The 15,672-nt window shown below is 71.5% G+C and carries 16 protein-coding genes; 3 read left to right on the plus strand and 13 right to left on the minus strand.

Features of this window, described 5'->3' with window-relative positions; translation table 11 throughout:
• Window positions 1-2 precede the first annotated feature (2 nt).
• The 12 genes from L2C96_RS15185 to L2C96_RS15240 all read right to left on the minus strand — a co-directional run bounded on the left by L2C96_RS15185 (window position 3) and on the right by L2C96_RS15240 (window position 11,972).
• A complete protein-coding gene (locus tag L2C96_RS15185; protein WP_237336593.1) occupies window positions 3-1,616 on the minus strand; it encodes a long-chain-fatty-acid--CoA ligase in 1,614 nt (537 codons plus the stop codon).
• Window positions 1,617-1,631: 15 nt separating this feature from the next.
• A complete protein-coding gene (locus tag L2C96_RS15190) occupies window positions 1,632-2,609 on the minus strand; it encodes an NADPH:quinone reductase (protein WP_237336594.1) in 978 nt (325 codons plus the stop codon).
• Window positions 2,610-2,628: 19 nt separating this feature from the next.
• Complete coding sequence (locus L2C96_RS15195; RefSeq protein ID WP_237336595.1) at window positions 2,629-3,591, minus strand: NAD-dependent epimerase/dehydratase family protein; 963 nt, start codon at window positions 3,589-3,591, stop codon at window positions 2,629-2,631.
• Between the two features lie 10 nt (window positions 3,592-3,601).
• Window positions 3,602-4,414, minus strand: coding sequence for an SDR family NAD(P)-dependent oxidoreductase (locus tag L2C96_RS15200; RefSeq protein ID WP_020417145.1), 813 nt, complete (start codon window positions 4,412-4,414; stop codon window positions 3,602-3,604).
• Between the two features lie 3 nt (window positions 4,415-4,417).
• Window positions 4,418-5,674 carry an MFS transporter gene (locus L2C96_RS15205; protein WP_237336596.1) on the minus strand — a complete coding sequence of 419 codons (1,257 nt, stop codon included), beginning with the start codon at window positions 5,672-5,674 and terminating at the stop codon, window positions 4,418-4,420.
• Window positions 5,675-5,774: 100 nt separating this feature from the next.
• Entirely contained in the window at window positions 5,775-6,962 is a 1,188-nt protein-coding gene (locus tag L2C96_RS15210; RefSeq protein ID WP_237336597.1) for an LLM class flavin-dependent oxidoreductase, read from the minus strand.
• 29 nt (window positions 6,963-6,991) lie between these two features.
• A complete protein-coding gene (locus L2C96_RS15215) occupies window positions 6,992-7,789 on the minus strand; it encodes an alpha/beta fold hydrolase (RefSeq protein WP_237336598.1) in 798 nt (265 codons plus the stop codon).
• A 101-nt stretch (window positions 7,790-7,890) separates the two neighbouring features.
• The gene (locus L2C96_RS15220; RefSeq protein WP_237336599.1) at window positions 7,891-9,138 is read right to left on the minus strand and encodes an acyl-CoA dehydrogenase family protein; all 1,248 of its coding nucleotides are present in this window, start codon (window positions 9,136-9,138) and stop codon (window positions 7,891-7,893) included.
• A complete protein-coding gene (locus tag L2C96_RS15225) occupies window positions 9,138-10,160 on the minus strand; it encodes a phosphotransferase family protein (protein WP_237336600.1) in 1,023 nt (340 codons plus the stop codon). The genes L2C96_RS15220 and L2C96_RS15225 overlap by 1 nt, the downstream gene beginning before the upstream one ends.
• Window positions 10,157-10,930: an SDR family NAD(P)-dependent oxidoreductase gene (locus L2C96_RS15230; RefSeq protein ID WP_237336601.1), complete on the minus strand. Its 774-nt coding sequence runs from the start codon at window positions 10,928-10,930 to the stop codon at window positions 10,157-10,159. Before L2C96_RS15230 ends, L2C96_RS15225 begins: the two co-directional genes overlap by 4 nt.
• Window positions 10,927-11,685, minus strand: a complete 759-nt coding sequence (locus tag L2C96_RS15235) for an SDR family oxidoreductase (RefSeq protein WP_237336641.1) — start codon at window positions 11,683-11,685, stop codon at window positions 10,927-10,929. The genes L2C96_RS15230 and L2C96_RS15235 overlap by 4 nt, the downstream gene beginning before the upstream one ends.
• Before the next feature lie 2 nt (window positions 11,686-11,687).
• Window positions 11,688-11,972, minus strand: a complete 285-nt coding sequence (locus tag L2C96_RS15240) for a hypothetical protein (protein ID WP_237336602.1) — start codon at window positions 11,970-11,972, stop codon at window positions 11,688-11,690.
• 233 nt (window positions 11,973-12,205) lie between these two features.
• On the opposite strand from L2C96_RS15240, the gene L2C96_RS15245 reads away from it, so the two are divergent.
• On the plus strand, window positions 12,206-12,802 hold the full coding sequence (locus L2C96_RS15245) for a QsdR family transcriptional regulator (protein WP_237336603.1): 597 nt from the start codon (window positions 12,206-12,208) through the stop codon (window positions 12,800-12,802).
• A gap of 3 nt (window positions 12,803-12,805) precedes the next feature.
• Here L2C96_RS15245 and L2C96_RS15250 read toward each other — a convergent pair whose 3' ends face one another.
• Window positions 12,806-13,573: an alpha/beta fold hydrolase gene (locus L2C96_RS15250; protein ID WP_237336604.1), complete on the minus strand. Its 768-nt coding sequence runs from the start codon at window positions 13,571-13,573 to the stop codon at window positions 12,806-12,808.
• A 141-nt stretch (window positions 13,574-13,714) separates the two neighbouring features.
• On the opposite strand from L2C96_RS15250, the gene L2C96_RS15255 reads away from it, so the two are divergent.
• Entirely contained in the window at window positions 13,715-14,734 is a 1,020-nt protein-coding gene (locus tag L2C96_RS15255) for an NADP-dependent oxidoreductase (RefSeq protein WP_237336605.1), read from the plus strand.
• 23 nt (window positions 14,735-14,757) lie between these two features.
• Window positions 14,758-15,633, plus strand: a complete 876-nt coding sequence (locus tag L2C96_RS15260; protein ID WP_020417157.1) for an alpha/beta fold hydrolase — start codon at window positions 14,758-14,760, stop codon at window positions 15,631-15,633.
• The last annotated feature ends 39 nt before the right edge of the window (window positions 15,634-15,672 follow it).

Genomic DNA, 15,672 nt, shown 5'->3' on the forward strand with positions numbered 1-15,672 from the left:
GGTCAGCCGCGGACGCGCAGGGCCTCCCCCGACCATTCCTGTTCGCGCAGTTCGTACTTCCGCACCTTCCCGGTGGAGGTCTTGGGCAGTTCGGTGACGATCTCGACCTCGCGCGGCGCCTTGTAGCGGGCGATGAGCGACCGCACGTGCGCGATCAGCTCGCTCTCCGAAGGGTTCCTCCCCGGCCGCGGCACCACGAAGGCCTTGGGCCGCTCACCCCACCGCGGGTCCGGGACACCGATCACGGCGACCTCGAGGACGTCGGGGTGCGCGGCGATGGCGTGCTCGACCTCGATGGTCGAGATGTTCTCGCCGCCGGAGATGATCACGTCCTTGGCCCGGTCCCGAAGCTCCACGTAGCCGTCCGGATGCATCACCCCGAGGTCCCCGGAGTGGAACCAGCCACCGGCGAACGCCCGTTCCGTGCCCTCGGGATCGTTGAAGTAGCCCTGCATCACGTTGTTGCCGCGCATGACGATCTCACCCATGGTCCGCCCGTCCCGGGGAACGTCGCGCAAGTTCCCATCCACCACCCGGACCTCGTCCGCCTGCAGCATCCCCACCCCCTGCCTGGCCCGCAGCTTCGCGCGCTCCTCCGGCGCCAGGTCGTCCCACGCCCGCTGGTACTCGTTCACCGCGTACGGGCCGTAGGTTTCGGTCAGGCCGTACACGTGCACGATCCGGAAGCCCATCCGCTCCATCTGCAGGATCGTGGTGGGGCTCGGCGGCGCTCCCGCGGTGGTGACGACGAGCCGGTGGTCGAGCTGGTGGGCCGGCTCGGCCCGCATGATCGTGGTGACGACCGTGGGCGCCCCGTTGAGGTGGGTGATCCGGTGGCGGTCGATGAGCTCCCACACCCGGTCCCCGCGCACCTCACGCAGGCAGATCTGGGTCCCGCCCGCCGCGACCAGCGCCCACGTCGTGCACCAGCCGTTGCAGTGGAACATCGGCAGCGTCCACAGGTAGACGCTGTCCGCGTCGTGTCCGGAGTGGAAGATCTCGCCGAAGGAGTTCAGGTACGCGCCGCGGTGGGTGTAGACCACGCCCTTGGGCCGTCCCGTCGTGCCCGAGGTGTAGTTGATCGAAATGGGCGATCGCTCGTCGTCGACCGCCCACACCAGCTCGTCCTCCTCGTACGCGGCGGCGAGGAGGTCGGCGAACGCGACCGCGCCGGGGACCTCGACGGTCGCCTCGGGACCGAACGGGTCGGCCGCCACGGCGATCGTCCGCACCGTGTCCAGCGACCCGGCGATCGGCGCGATCGTGGCGGCGTGCTCGGCGTCGACGACGAGCACGGTCGCGCCCGAGTGATCGAGGATGTAGCGGACCTCCTCAGGCGCCAGCCGGGTGTTGATCGGGACCAGCACCGCACCGGCCAGCGGCACGGCGAAGTGGGCGGCCAGCATCTCCGGCACGTTGGGCATGAGGTAGGCGACGCGGTCGCCCGGCCGCACTCCGGCGGCGCGCAGCATCCGCGCCCGCTGCTCCACGCGCGCGGCGAACTCCCGGTAGGTCCAGGACTCGTCGCCGTGCACGACGGCGACCTTGCCGGCGTGCACGTTCGCCGACCGCCGCAGGAACGACAGCGGCGTCAGCTGGGTGATCCCGGTGTCCATCCGTGTGCTCCCCTTTCAGTGCTCGCCCACGCGCAGGATGACTTTCCCCGTCGGCGCCTGCTCGGCCACCTCGTGCGCCCGCACCACCTCGTCCAGGCCGTGCGGCAGCACCGGCAGAGCGGACAGCGCGCCGTGCGCGAGTGCGTCGGAAGTCCACCGGATCGCGGCCGCCAGCCGCTCCGGGGACACCCCGTAGAGCAGCACGAACTCCAGCGTCGTGTTCGCCTTCATGAACTCGCCCACGGGCAGGGACAGCTCCCCCTCCGCGGCGTAGACGGCGATGGTGCCGGGGGCGCCGAGCACGGCCACGTCGAGGTCCAGGTTCGCCCCGAGCGCGACCTCGACGACCCGGTCGACGGGCCCGGCGAAGTCGCGGATGCGCCGGGCCGCGTCCGCGTCGGTGTAGCGGACGACGAAGTCGGCCCCGGCCTTCTCCGCCAATGCGCGCTTCTCGTCGGAGCTCACCGTGGCCACCACCCGCGCGCCCGCGTGCTTGGCCAGCTCGATGGCGAAATGCCCCACCGCGCCCGCTCCCCCGGCGACGAGGACCGTCCGCCCCGCCAGCGCCGCGGGATTCCCGCCCAGGCAGTGCGCGGCGGTCAGCGCCGGAACGCCGAGACACGCGCCCAGGTCGTCGGATGCGCCGTCGGGCAACGGCACCGCCCGCGCCGCGGGGACGACCGCGAACTCGGCCGCCGTCCCGTAGCGGTTGTGGAACGCCGCCAGGTACAGCCAAACTCGTTGCCCCACTTGGAGGCCGGTGACGCCGTCGCCGACCGCGTCGACCACACCGGCGCCATCGTGGTGGGGCACCTGGAACCAGTCGGGCGTGCGCCCGGCGAATCCCGCCCGGGTCTTCCAGTCGGTGGGGTTGACACCCGAGGTGGCGATCCGGACCCGGACCTGGCCCGGACCGGGCTCGGGCACCTCGAGCTCGACGACTTCGAGCACCTCCGCCGCGGGACCGGGACGACGGTAGACCGCTGCTCTCATGCCCGCACCACCTGCCGGTTCACGCGAGCCGGGTTCGAACGAGCTCGTGGTAGTGCCGGATCGCGCGGTCCGGATCGTAGCGGGGACGCCATCCAAACTCCTCTTCCATCCGGGTTCCATCCAGCGCCATGTAGTAGCTGTCGGCCATCTGCATCGGGTTCAGCCCGGGCCCCACGTCGAGCGCCGCGCCGGGGATGACCCGGCGGATCGCGTCCGCGAAGCCGTGCATCGACACCGGGTGCCCCGCGGCCACGTTGTAGGCCTGGTGGCGCAGCGGCCCGGGAGCTAGCGCGACACACGCGATGGCGTCGGCGACGTCGAGGACGTAGATGATGTCGTCCCGCTCGTCCCCGCCCTGCTCGATCGTGAAACCGCGGCCCGAGGCCGGCAGCTCGACCATCGAGCTGTAGGTGTTGATCGGGCCGGCGTGCCGCTGCAGCCTGCCCGGGCCGAAGATCGTGGCGAACCGCAGGCTGACGCACTCCACTTGGGAGTTGCGCCCGTACCACGCCACCACGTTCTCCGCGGCCGCCTTGGTGATGCCGTACATGCCGGTCGGCCGCAGCTCGTCGTCTTCGCGCACGGCCTCGTAGGTGGGAAACCCGCGCTTGCCCGTCGCCGGCGCGTACACCGCCTTCGAGCTGGTGTAGACGACCCGCCGCGCACCCGCCGCCACCGCGGCGGCGCACACCGCGGCGGTGCCGCCGACGTTCACCGCGATCGCGGTGTGCGGATCCCGTTCGCAGTCGACGAAAGCCGCGAGATGGATGACGCAGTCCGGCCGCAGGCGCAGGGCGGCGTCGGTGAAACCGTCCGCGTCGCGGATGTCGCCGACGACGAGCTCGACCCGGTCCGCCACATCCTCGATCAGCGACGTGTCGTCCCGGCTTTCGAACACGGCCACCTCGTGGCCGCGGCCCAGCAGCTCCCGCACCACCCAGGCGCCGTTGACGCCCAGCCCGCCCGTCACCAGGAAACGCATGCCGGCTCCTTCACTGTCCGGCCAGGCGCCGGAACGACGGGACCATGGGCGCGTAGGCGGACATGCCGCCGTCCACGACCAGCACCTGCCCGTTGATGAACGACGACTCGGGCGAGGCCAGGAACAGGGCGGCCATCGCGACGTCGTCCGGCCTGCCCAGCCGCGGCGTCGCGACGTGATCCAGCAGCACCTCGGTCTGCGCCGCGGAGAACATCTTCTCGGTCGCGGGCGAGACGATGTGGCCCGGCGCGAGGACGTTGCACCGGATCCCCTGCTTGCCGTACTCGACAGCCAGCGACTTCGACAACCCGATCACCCCGGCCTTCGCGGTCGCGTAGGCCGGGCGGCCTTCGAGGGAAAGCCAGGCGGCCAGGGAAGAAGCGTTGGTGATGCTGCCCCCGCCCGCGCGGACCATGTGCGGCAGGACGTGTTTCGCGGTCAGGACGCAGCCCAGCAGGTCCACGCGCAGCTGCCCCAGCCACACCGACAGGTCTGCCTCGGCGACGAAGACGTCCTCGGCCACCAGACTTCGCTCGGAGGCGTAGTTCTGGAGCACGTCCACCCCGCCGAAGCGCTCGACCGCGAACTCGACGGCGCCTGCGACCTGAACCTCGTCCGAGACGTCCGCGGCGAACGGCTCGGCGACACCACCGTCCTCCCGGATCCGGTCCACCGTCGCCGACGCCTTGGACTTGTCCACGTCCACGACGAGGACCTTCGCGCCTTCGCGGGCGAACACCTCGGCCGTCGCCGCTCCGATACCCGAACCCGCACCCGTCACCAGCGCTGACTTGCCCGTCAGCCGCCCCGCGGCAGACCCCATGCTTCAACTCCTCCCGTGCGCCCGGCGATCCACCGACGCGATCACGACGACCAAGGTGATGACGCCTGCCCCGACCATGTACCAGGCCGGCGACGTCTTGTTCCCGGAAAGCTCGATCAGCAGGGTCGCCACGAACGGCGCGGTGCCGGCGAAGATCGCCGAACCGAATCCGTAGGCGATCCCGAACCCGGACGCCCTGACCTTCGTCGGGAACAGCTCCGCGAACAGCGCCGGGATGGCGCCACCGAACGCGGCGACCGGGATCCACAGGACGAGCTGTCCCAGCAGCGCCGGGCCGAACCCGGTCAGGCCGATGATGAGCAGACTCGGGTAGGGCAGGACCACCGCCAGGACGCACGCGAAGACCAGGACCGGCTTCCTGCCGTAGGTGTCCGAGAGGCGCCCGAACGCGACCACCAGGAAGATCCCGGCCGTGGTGGCGATGATGACCGTGCTCAGCGCCTGCACCGCGGACAGTCCCACGACGCTGCGGATGTAGGTGAGCGCGAACACCTGGACCGTGGACGAGGCGATGTTGAAGCCGACGCAGATCCCGATCACGATCAGGAACGCCCGCCAGTGCTGGGTGAACAACGTGCGCAGCGGGCTGCGCTCCTGGGCGTTGCCTGCCTTGAGCTCCTCGAACTCCGGCGACTCCGCGATGCGGTAGCGCAGGTAGAGGCCGATGACCAGCAGCGGGAACCCGAGCAGGAACGGGATCCGCCAGCCCCAGCTGTCGAGGTCGCCCGGAGACAGCGACACCGTCATGATCAGGACCACGACGGCGCCGAGCACGCTGCCGAGCGTCGAGGAGAAGAAGGCGAAGGAGCCGTACAGCCCACGGCGGTGCGGGGGCGCGTGCTCGACGAGGAAGCTGGCCGACGTCCCGAACTCCCCGCCGACGGACAACCCCTGGAGCAGCCGCGCGACACACAGGAGCACCGGTGCGACGATCCCCGCCTGCGGATAGGTCGGCATGACGCCGATGAGCACGGTGGTCACGCCCATGATCAGCACCGCGATCGCCAGGGACACCTTGCGCCCGCGCCGGTCCGCGAGCCGCCCGAACACGACGGCGCCCACCGGCCGCATGACGAAGCCGACCGCGAACAACGCCAACGTCGACAGGATCGCGGCGAGCGGCTCACCCGAGGGGAAGAACAGCTTCGAGATGACCGGTGTGAGCGACGCGAAAATCGCGAAATCGTAGAACTCGAGAGCGTTTCCCGAGCCGGCGGCGATGATCGACCGGCGCGCCACAGCGCTGTGCCGCGGCGTTCCCGTTCCCGGGGAAACCCTGTCTTCCGAATCCAGCGGGGATGGTTGGGACATCGTTGTCCTCCGATAGGCAGCAGTTACCCTACTTCGACTGAACGGCGAGCCCGCCCGTCACGCGGTCGACCAAGGGCGCGACACCCTCGGCGAAGTTGGCGATCCCCCGGACCGTGTCCTCGTGCCCGAGGTGACCTGCCTGGCCCATGAGCAGCAGGTGCCCGAACCCGCCGACGTGCTCGTAGAAGCGCTCGATCTGCCCGGCGACGGTGGCGGCGCTGCCGGCGAACACGATTCCGCGTTCGATGAGCTCGGCGAGCGACATCGCGGTCACGTCGGGGATCGGCGAGGACGCCGGGGAGCCGGGCATCGACGTCAACGGTCCCCGCAGGCCCACGGCCCGGACGTGGTAGGGCAGGTATCCCGGCGGGTAGGCGAACTGCTTGGCCACCTTGTTGCTGTGCAGGTACCAGAGCAGTTCGCGAGCCCCTTCGAAGCCCTCATCGTCGGTCCGTCCGGTGTAGACCAGCGCCGCGTAGCCGAACATCTCGTCGCCCGGCGCGGGCTTGCCCGTCGCGGCGCAGTGGTCGCGGTAGGCCTGGAACACCGCCCTGGTCCCGTCGAACCCCGACAGGAAGGTGCCGACCCGGTAGCCGTGGTCGGCGATCCTCGGCACGCTGGCCGGGTTCACCGCGGTGACCCACACGGGCGGGCCGGGCTGCTGGTGGGGCCTCGGCCAGATGTTGACCTGGCGGTGGTGGAAGAACTCGCCCTCCCAGTTGAACGGGCCGTCGTGCGCCGACCAGGCTCGCGTGATGAGCTCGACCGCCTCCCACATGCGCTCGGACATCCGCACCGGCCGGGAATTGGTGGCGGCGACCTCGTACTGCACGCCCCGCACGAATCCGGCCTCGAGACGGCCGTGGCTGAGCAGGTCCAGCAGGGCCATTTCCTCGGCGATGCGCACGGGGTCGGTGCGGTTCGCGACGGGGTTGCCCAGGATCAGGATCCGCGCGTTGGTGGTCAGCCGCGCGAGCGCTCCGGCGATCACGGGAGCGGCGGAGTTCATGCACGTCGCGGTCGAGTGGTGTTCGTTGACCATCACGTTCAGCCCGCATTCGTCCGCGACCTGCCACTCGCGGATGTAGCGGTCCCACAGCGCCGCGGCGCGAGCGGGGTCGATGACGCCGTTGGGCAGGGTGACCCGCACCGATTCGTAGGTCTCGGGGTCCGGCAGGTACGGGTAGGCCGCTTCGCTGAAATGCCAGTACTGCACGGGAACGCTCCCTTTCTGGTTGGTCGGGGTCAGGCGGCGGAGACGGAGATCAGCTCGGCGATCTCCGCCGGGCATTCCACCTGTGCGCGGTGCCCGGCCCGGTCGAGGCGCTCGAAACGCGCGCCGGGGATCCGCGCGGCCAGCTCGCGGCCGTAGCCGGGCGCGACGATGCCGTCCTGCCCACCCCAGATCACCAGGGACGGCACGCGGATGCGCCACAGCCAGTGGCGCAGCCGCGGGTTGTGCAGGTAGGGCTCCCAGCCGTACAACGCGAGAGCCTCTTCGTTGCGCGCCACCTCGAGAACGTCCTCGTCCCGCGCGTGCGCGAGGTCGCCCAGCGCGAAGCTCGTGTCCGCGTAGAGGCGCTTGTCCAGCTCGGTCCGCGGCATCGCGAAGAGGTCGGCGATCTCGCGGTCGAGCGGTCCGCCGATCTTGACCCCCACCGAGCCGACGAGCACGAGACGGCCGATCCGCGCGCAGCTCCGCACCGCCATCTCCATGGCGACCCAGCCGCCGAACTGGAGGCCGACGACGGTGACGTCGGTCAGCCCGGACCGGTCCAGCCAGTCGAGGTAGAGGTAGGCCAGGTCGTCGACGGACGTGCACCAGTCCGGCCGGGGCGAACGGCCGAAGCCCGGGTGACTCGGCGCGACCACCGAGTAGTCCTTCGCGAGCGCCGCCACGAACGCGGCGTTCTCCTCGGCCCGCTCTGCGCCGGGCAGGACCAGGGCGACCCGGCTGCCGTTGCCCGCGCGGCGAGCGTCGAGGTGCACGCCGGCCCCGAACTCGACGCCGGCCTCGGCGCCGACAAGATCGAGCGTCTGCACAATGCCTCCCAACAATGCCCCCAGCGGGGCCTGGTAGCTGAAGCTTGCCGCCCGGCGGCGGCGAAGACTGTGACCTGGGTCCGGGACTTCGGCCGGGCTCCCTACCGCTGCGCCGCGGGTGCCGGTCGCCGAGCCGAGGCGGCCTTGCGCAGTTCGCGGCGGGCGAGGGCGTCCTTGTGGACCTCGTCCGGCCCGTCGACGAATCGGAGCATGCGGGCGAGCGCGTAGCCGTAGGCGAGCGGGAAGTCCTGCGACAACCCACCCCCACCGTGCACCTGGATCGCCTTGTCGAGCACCCACTGGACGGTCACCGGGGTCGCGATCTTGATCGCCTGGATCTCGGTGTGCGCGGCCTTGTTGCCCCGAGTGTCCATCAGCCAGGCCGCCTTGAGGGTGAGCAGGCGCAGCTGCTCGATCCGGACGCGGGATTCGGCGATCCAGTCGCGGACGACTCCCTGGCCGGACAGCGGCTTGCCGAACGCGACCCGCTCCTCCGCGCGGGCGCACATCAGCTCGAGCGCGCGTTCGGCCACCCCGATCGCCCGCATGCAGTGGTGGATGCGGCCAGGGCCGAGCCGGGCCTGTGCGATCGCGAAGCCGTCGCCTTCGCCACCGATGAGGTTTCCGGCGGGCACCCGGACGTCGTCGAAACGCAGTTCGGCGTGCCCACCGTGTTCGCGGTCGTCGTAGCCCAGAACGCGCATCGCCCGGGTCACGCGGACGCCGGGCGTGTCCCGCGGGACGAGGATCATGGACTGCTGGCGGTGCCGCTCGGCGTGCGGATCGGTCTTGCCCATGACGACGAAGATCGCGGCGTTCGGGTTCATCGCCCCGGTGATCCACCACTTGCGCCCGTTGATCACGTAGTGGTCGCCGTCGCGCTCGATGCGGGTGGCGACGTTGGTGGCGTCGGAGGACGCGACATCGGGTTCGGTCATCGCGAACGACGACCGGATCCGCCCGGACAGCAGCGGTTCCAGCCACTGGCGTTTCTGCGCGTCGGTGCCGAACTGCGAGAGCAGTTCCATGTTGCCGGTGTCCGGTGCGGCGCAGTTGAGCGCGGCGGGCGCCAGGTGCGGGCTCCGGCCGGTGATCTCGGCCAGCGGCGCGTACTGCTGGTTGGTGAGGCCGGCGCCGTCCGCCCCGGGGAGGAACAGGTTCCACAGCCCCCGGTTGCGCGCCTCCGCCCGCAGTTCGGACAGCACGGGTGCGGAGTCCCACGCCCACGGATCGTCCAGCTCGGACAGTTGCCGTTCGAACACCGGCTCCGCCGGGTGGACGTGCGTCTCCATGAACTCCAGGAGCCGCCCGCGCAGGTCCTCGGTGCGATCGTCGTAGCCGAAGTGCATCAGCCGTCCTCCTTCAGGGCAGCCAGCCCGATCTCCAGCAGGGGCCCGGTCAGCGCGCCGATCCCGTCGAACCCGGCGCCCACGGTCTGCCCGTGCAGGTGCCGGTGGCGGATCCCCTCGACGATCGCCGCCAGCTTGTAGCAGGCGAGGCCGAGGTGGAAGCCGAAGTGCGCCGGGTCGCGGCCACTGCGCGAGCGGTACCGCTCTCGCACTTCGTCCTCGGTGAGGTGTCCCGGCGCCGAGGCGGCGTCGGTGACGAGGTCCCCGCCCGGGAGCCGGCTCAGTTTCTGGTAGGCGATCAGCAGTGCGAGGTCCGTCAGCGGATCGCCGATCGTGGCCATCTCCCAGTCGATCACGGCCGCCGGGCGGTCGGCGGAGTCGACGAGCACGTTGTCGAGGCGGTAGTCACCGTGCACGATGCCGACCCCGGAATGGGCAGGGACGTTCGACGCCAGCCGGGAGCGCAGTTCCCCGGCCGACCGCAGGTCGCCGCTGCCGGCTGCCGCCAGCTGCGCGCTCCAGCGCCGCACCTGCCGGTCCAGGAACCCGTCGGCGCGACCGAAGTCCGCCAGCCCCACCTCGGCCGGGTCGACGTCGTGCAGTGCCACCAGCGTGTCGACGACGCGGAGCGAGATCCGGCGGACCCGGTCCGGCCCGAGCCGCGCCAGCGCCGCCGCGCTCCGGAACGGGGTCCCGCCGACCTTCTCCATGAGGTAGAAGGGCGCCCCGATCACCGAGTCGTCCGTGCACAGCGCGTACATCGCGGGCACCGGCACGGCGGTGCCCGCCAGCGCTGCCATGACTCGGTATTCGCGCGCCACGTCGTGAGCGGTGGCGGGCACGGGTCCGACCGGCGGCCTGCGCAGCACCCAGGCGCGCTCGCCGTCACCGACCTCGTACGTCAGGTTCGACCGGCCGCCCGCGAGGAGGCGCGCCGACAGCGTCGGTCGGGCCAGCCCCGGCCGCTCAGCCGCGAGCCAGCGGGCCAGCCTGGTCAGGTCCAGGCCCGGAAGGTGAGTCACGGGGCCGCCCGTTCCAGGTGCCGCTGCAGCTTGTTCATCCCGCCGAGCCAGCGGTCGGTGTCGGCGGCCCGGTTTCGGTAGTGGTCTCCTGCCTCGGGATGCGGGAGGATCAGGAAGCGGTCGTCGTGCAGCGCCTGCCACGTCACCTCGGCCACGTCCTCGGGGGTCACCGCGCCGTCGGCCAGCACCGACCGCATGGGACCGCTGGCCGCGAGCATGCCGGTCCGCACCCCCTGCGGACAGATCGCCTGGACCACGATTCCGCGGTGCCGGTAGGTCACGGACAGCCACTCGGCGAAGGCGACCACAGCGTGTTTGCTCACCGAGTAGGTCGCTGTCCCGAGCGCGGTCAGAAGCCCCGCCGCCGACGCGGTCACCACGAACCGCCCGCGACCACGCTCCAGCCACTCCGGCACCAGCAGCCGGGCGGCGCGGACGTGCGCCATCGTGTTGACCTCCCAGCTCGCCGCCCAGGCTGCCTCGCTGGCGTCCAGGCCGTAGCCGCGGACGATGCCCGCGTTGGCGAACCAGGCGTCGACCTGGCCGAGGTGATCACGCGCGGCCGAGACGAGGGCCACGGCCCCGGCCACGGACGCGGCGTCGCCCGGCACGGCGAGCGCACCGATCTCCGCGGCCGCCGCCTCCGTCGCGACCGGATCCAGGTCGTTCACCACGACGCGCGCTCCCCCGGCGGCCAGCCGCGCGGCCAGCGCCTTGCCGATCCCGCCCGCGGCGCCGGTGACGACGACGCCCTGACCCGCGACCGTCATGCGGTCGCCCCGGCCAGGGTCACGCCGCCGTCGACGACGAGCAGGTGGCCGGTCAGCAACGACGCGTCCGCCGACAGCAGGAACGCGACGGCCCCGCCGATGTCGTCCGGCTCGCCCAGGCGCTTGAGCGGGTAGGCCGCGGCCAGCTGCTCCTCCCGGCCTTCGTACAGGGCCGCGGCGAACTTGGTCTTCACCACCGCGGGCGCGACCGCGTTCACCCGGATGCGCGGGCCCAGCTCGACGGCCAGCAGCCTGGTCATCGCGACGAGCATGGCCTTGCTGGCACCGTAGAAGCCGACACCCGGCGCGGGCGCAATGGCCGAATGGGACGCGACGTTCACGACCGCCCCGCCGTGCTCCCCCATCCACGCGCGGTGCGCGTGCTGCACCCAGGACAACGCCGCGATGCAGTTGACCTCGACGACCTTGCGGGCCACATCGAGGTCGAGCTCGACCATCGGCCCGTACCACGGGTTGACGCCCGCGTTGTTCACCAGCATGTCGAGACTGCCGAACCGTTCCACGGCCTGACCGGCCGCCTCCGCCTGGTGCGCGGTGTCGTCGGCCTTGCCCGCCACGGCGAGCGCCACCTCCGGGCCACCGAGGCGAGCGACGGCCTCCTCCAGCGCCTCCTTCTTGCGCGCGGTGATCACCACCCGCGCTCCTTCGGCGACCAGCCGTTCGGCGATGGCGAACCCGATGCCGCGGCTGGCACCGGTGACGATCGCGGTCCTGCCGTCGAACTTCCCGGGCACGGTCACCGCCCCCAGGAGACGTGCGCCCGGACCCGGCCACCGTCGGCGCTGACCCAGCCCTGGCGTGCGGCGTGGGCGAGCATGCGGGTGAACCCGTCGTGCCAGTCCTGATCACGATCACCAGCGGCGGAGCGCAGCCAGGAGACGTCGAGCCAGACGTGGTCGCCGGCGACCTCGCCCGCACCGGCGGCTTCCAGTGCCCGCGACAGGAGCTCCCACCGCGGCGAGCCCGCCGCGGCACGGACCGACAACGCGCCCAGGTCTTCGGCCCTGTCCAGCTGTGGCACCCCTGGTCCACCGTCGGGTACGTACACCACCATCTCCGCTCACCCTCGCCGTTCCGGTCTCGTTCCGTGAGCAGGAGTCTGGTGTGGTGCCGGGCCGCTGACTGTGACCTGGATCCGGGAGTTGGGGCGGGAAGGCCCGCGTCCTCAGCGCACGGGCCGACGGCACCGGCGCCGCTTCGGCGGCCGGACCAGGATGCCGCCTGGTGTCCCACGCACCGGCTAGGCTGCGGTTCATGCCTGCCGCGCGACGCCAGACCGCATCCCCGCCGCACCCGGACGAGGCGGCGCCGGCTTCCCAGGGGCGGGAAGCCGCGATCCGGCTGGCGCGGCGGCAGTTCCGCAGCGGAACGCGGATCGAAATGCAGGCACTGGCCAACGAGCTCGGCGTGAGCCGGATGACGCTGAACCGCTGGGTCGGGAGCCGGGACCGCCTGCTGGGCGAGGTGAACTGGTCCCTGGCGAAACCCACCCTCGACCGCTGCCGGCTCCAGTCCAGGGCGACCGGGATCGACGCCGTGGCCCAGACCCTCGAGGGGTTCATCGCCAGTGTCCTGGATGCGCCGTTCATGAAGACGTTCCTGCAGCAGGAAGGTGAGATCGCGCTGCGGATCCTCACCACCCGCAGCAGCGAACTCCAGCACAACTTCATCGGGTACGTGGCCGACCTGCTGCGCGACGAGCTGCCTGATCCGCCCGGCGGGCTCCCGGTCGAGGATCTCGCCTACCTCGTGGTCCGCATCGCCGAGTCGTTCTGCTACGTCGACATGATCACCGGCGGCGAGCCGGACGCCGCCAAGGTCGGCGCGGCGATCCGGCGGCTGCTGTCCTGATCGTCAGACGCCCGCGACCGCGCGGGCGTCGAGGAACTGGCGCATTTCCCGCGCCACGGCTTCGGGTGTCTCGTAGCAGGCGAGGTGACCGCCGTCGGCGAGCAGCACCAGGCGCCCGCCGGGGACCCGCCGCACGTCCGAAATCTGCTTGTCCAGGTCGACCACGGTGTCCTTGCCGCCGACGAGGTACAGCAGCGGGACCCGCAACCCGGGCAGCTCGTCGGCCATGCTGGTGTGGACCCCGCCGCCGAGCCAGCCACGCCACATCCGCTCGGTGACCGTGGGCATCGTGCGCACCAGATCCGCCGTCTTCGCGGGATCCTGCGAGATACTCGCGATGCCCGCGGTGATCGTGTCCAGGTCGCCGAAGGCGCTGTGGAAGCCTTCGATGACGGGGTCACCGGGGGAAGTACCGCCCGCGTTCCACGGCATCACGCCCACGACCGCCTCGACCTCGCCGGGATGGTCCAGCGCGATCCGCACAGCGATGGCGCCGCCCAGCGACAGCCCGGCCACGACGAAGCCGGTGAGCCCGATTTCCCGGCAGGCCTCGGCAACGGTCTCCGCGAGACCCGGCAGGTCACCGTCGGCCCGCGCACCGGCCGACCCCGCGTGCCCCGGGAGATCCATCAGGACGGCGCGGTACCCGTCGAGCAGGGGAACCACCCCGGCCCAGCACTCGATCGAACACCCGAAGCCCGGCAGGAGGACGATCGTCCGCGGCCCGTCACCGCGCACTTCGTAGTGGATTCCGTTGGTGGTGATGGGCATCGTTGCCCCTCCCTCACGGTGTTACGTAACTGAATGTGTAACAGATCACGAAGGCTAGCCGGGTGAGCGACATGTCCGCAAGCGTATGTTACGTTTCTGAAAGCGTAACACCACTGGGGAAGTGAGCGGAGGACAGGATCGATGAGCACGACCAGCCGCGAGGTTCATCTGGTGGCACGCCCGGCCGGGATGCCGTCCCCGTCGGACTTCGCCTTGGTGGAAACCGTCGTGCCCGAGCCGGCGCCGGGAGAGGTGCTGGTGCGCAACGACTGGATGTCCGTCGACCCCTCCATGCGCGGGCGCATGCGGGACGTGCCGTCCTACCTCCCGCCGTTCGCCCTCGGCGCACCCCTGGAAGGCGCGGCCGTCGGCACGGTCGTCAAGTCGCGGAGCGGGACGCTGCGCGACGGAGACGTCGTGTGGCACCACTTCGGCTGGCGGGACTACGCCGTGGTCCGGGCGGGCGAAACCCATCGCCTGGACACGACGGGCGTCCGCGGCTCGGACTACCTCGGCGCACTCGGCATGCCCGGCCTCACCGCCTACCTGGCGCTGAGCGAGTTCGCGCCCGTGCACCCCGGCGACGTCGTCTTCATTTCGGCGGCCGCCGGCGCCGTCGGCGTGGTGGCCGCCCGGGTCGCCCGTCACCTCGGGGCCGCCGCGGTGATCGGGTCCGCAGGCGGACCGGAAAAGGCACGGCGGCTGGTGGAACAGCTCGGCTACGACCGGGCCATCGACTACAAGTCGGGACCGATCGGGCCCGCTCTGCGCGCCGCGGCCCCCGGCGGGATCGACGTCTACCTGGACAGCGTCGGCGGGGACCAGCTGGAAGCCGCCCTCGACGCGCTGCGCACCGGCGGACGAGTGGCGGTCTGCGGCTCCGCCTCCCAGGCGAACGCCGCCGGACCCGTGCCCGGCCCAGCCAACCTCGCGCTGATCACGAAGAAGCGACTGACCTTGCGCGGCCTCATCGTGCTGGACCACCTGGAGCGCTGGCCGGAATGGATCGCCCTCGCCCGGGGCTGGCTCGCCGACGGGTCGTTCGTCCCGGCCACCACCGTCGTGGACGGCCTCGAAAACGCCGTCGGGGCGCTGCTGGGGATGCTGTCCGGCGCCAACGTCGGCAAGATGCTGGTGCGTCTCAACCGGGCTGCGGCATGAGGACATCGTCCGAGCTGCGGCGAGTGAACGGTGTCGAGCTCGCCGTGACCGCGGCCGGCGAAGGGCCGCTCGTCGTGCTCGCGCACGGATTTCCCGACCTGGCCGTCACCTGGCGGCTGCAGATCCCCGCGCTGGTCGAGGCCGGCTATCGGGTGCTGGCTCCGGACATGCGCGGCTACGGCCGCAGCTCGCGCCCCGGCGAACGATCGGCGTACGCCCTGCGCACGGTCGGGCTGGACCTGATCGGCCTGCTCGAGCACGAGGGTGCCGACGCGGCACATTTCATCGGCCACGACTGGGGCGCCGCGTGCGTCTGGCAGCTCGGCCTCGACCACCCGGCCGCCGTTCTCTCGCTGGCCGGTCTCAGCGTGCCGTATGCCCCGCCGGCACCCGCCCCGCCGACGCAGATCCTGCGCGCACGCTGGGGCGAGCAGTTCTACCAGCTCCGGTTCCAGGAAGCCGGGCGCGCGGAGGCACTGCTGATGCGCGATGCCGGCCGCTCGCTCGCCGTCATCTTCGGCGATCGCTACGACCTCCTCGACGGCGACGAGCCCGTCCGCCCGCCCGAGTGGCTGCCGCCGGACCTGTTCCGCCGGCTCGTCGAGCGCTTCCGCGAGACAGGCTTCGCGGGCGGGCTGAACTACTACCGCAACATCGACGACAACTGGCGCGAAACGAAGGCGGCACCGGAACGGGTCATCCAGCAGCCCTCGCTGTTCCTCACGGGCAGCGCGGACCCGGTGACCACCTTCATGCGGCCCGAATCGGGCGCGCGGGCGTTCGAGGATCTCCGCACCCTCGTCGTGGACGGAGCCGGGCACTGGGTGCACCAGCAGGCCCCGGACACGGTGAACGAAGCGCTCCTGGCCCACCTGCGCCGTGCCGGCGCGGCTCGATGAGCAGCTCGGCCGGGGCCAATCCGCTTCTCCGGACGCCCC

It is taken from the genome of Amycolatopsis tucumanensis (assembly GCF_021654135.1).
Taxonomy (GTDB): Bacteria; Actinomycetota; Actinomycetes; order Mycobacteriales; family Pseudonocardiaceae; genus Amycolatopsis_E; species Amycolatopsis_E tucumanensis.

Coding starts and splice junctions, on each gene's coding strand:
- L2C96_RS15195 (WP_237336595.1), bottom strand. CDS start 3,591: ATGCGTTTCCTGGTGACGGGCGGGCTGGGCGTCAACGGCGCCTGGGTG.
- L2C96_RS15220 (WP_237336599.1), bottom strand. CDS start 9,138: ATGCACTTCGGCTACGACGATCGCACCGAGGACCTGCGCGGGCGGCTC.
- L2C96_RS15245 (WP_237336603.1), top strand. CDS start 12,206: ATGCCTGCCGCGCGACGCCAGACCGCATCCCCGCCGCACCCGGACGAG.
- L2C96_RS15185 (WP_237336593.1), bottom strand. CDS start 1,616: ATGGACACCGGGATCACCCAGCTGACGCCGCTGTCGTTCCTGCGGCGG.
- L2C96_RS15200 (WP_020417145.1), bottom strand. CDS start 4,414: ATGGGGTCTGCCGCGGGGCGGCTGACGGGCAAGTCAGCGCTGGTGACG.
- L2C96_RS15190 (WP_237336594.1), bottom strand. CDS start 2,609: ATGAGAGCAGCGGTCTACCGTCGTCCCGGTCCCGCGGCGGAGGTGCTC.
- L2C96_RS15255 (WP_237336605.1), top strand. CDS start 13,715: ATGAGCACGACCAGCCGCGAGGTTCATCTGGTGGCACGCCCGGCCGGG.
- L2C96_RS15250 (WP_237336604.1), bottom strand. CDS start 13,573: ATGCCCATCACCACCAACGGAATCCACTACGAAGTGCGCGGTGACGGG.
- L2C96_RS15230 (WP_237336601.1), bottom strand. CDS start 10,930: ATGACGGTCGCGGGTCAGGGCGTCGTCGTCACCGGCGCCGCGGGCGGG.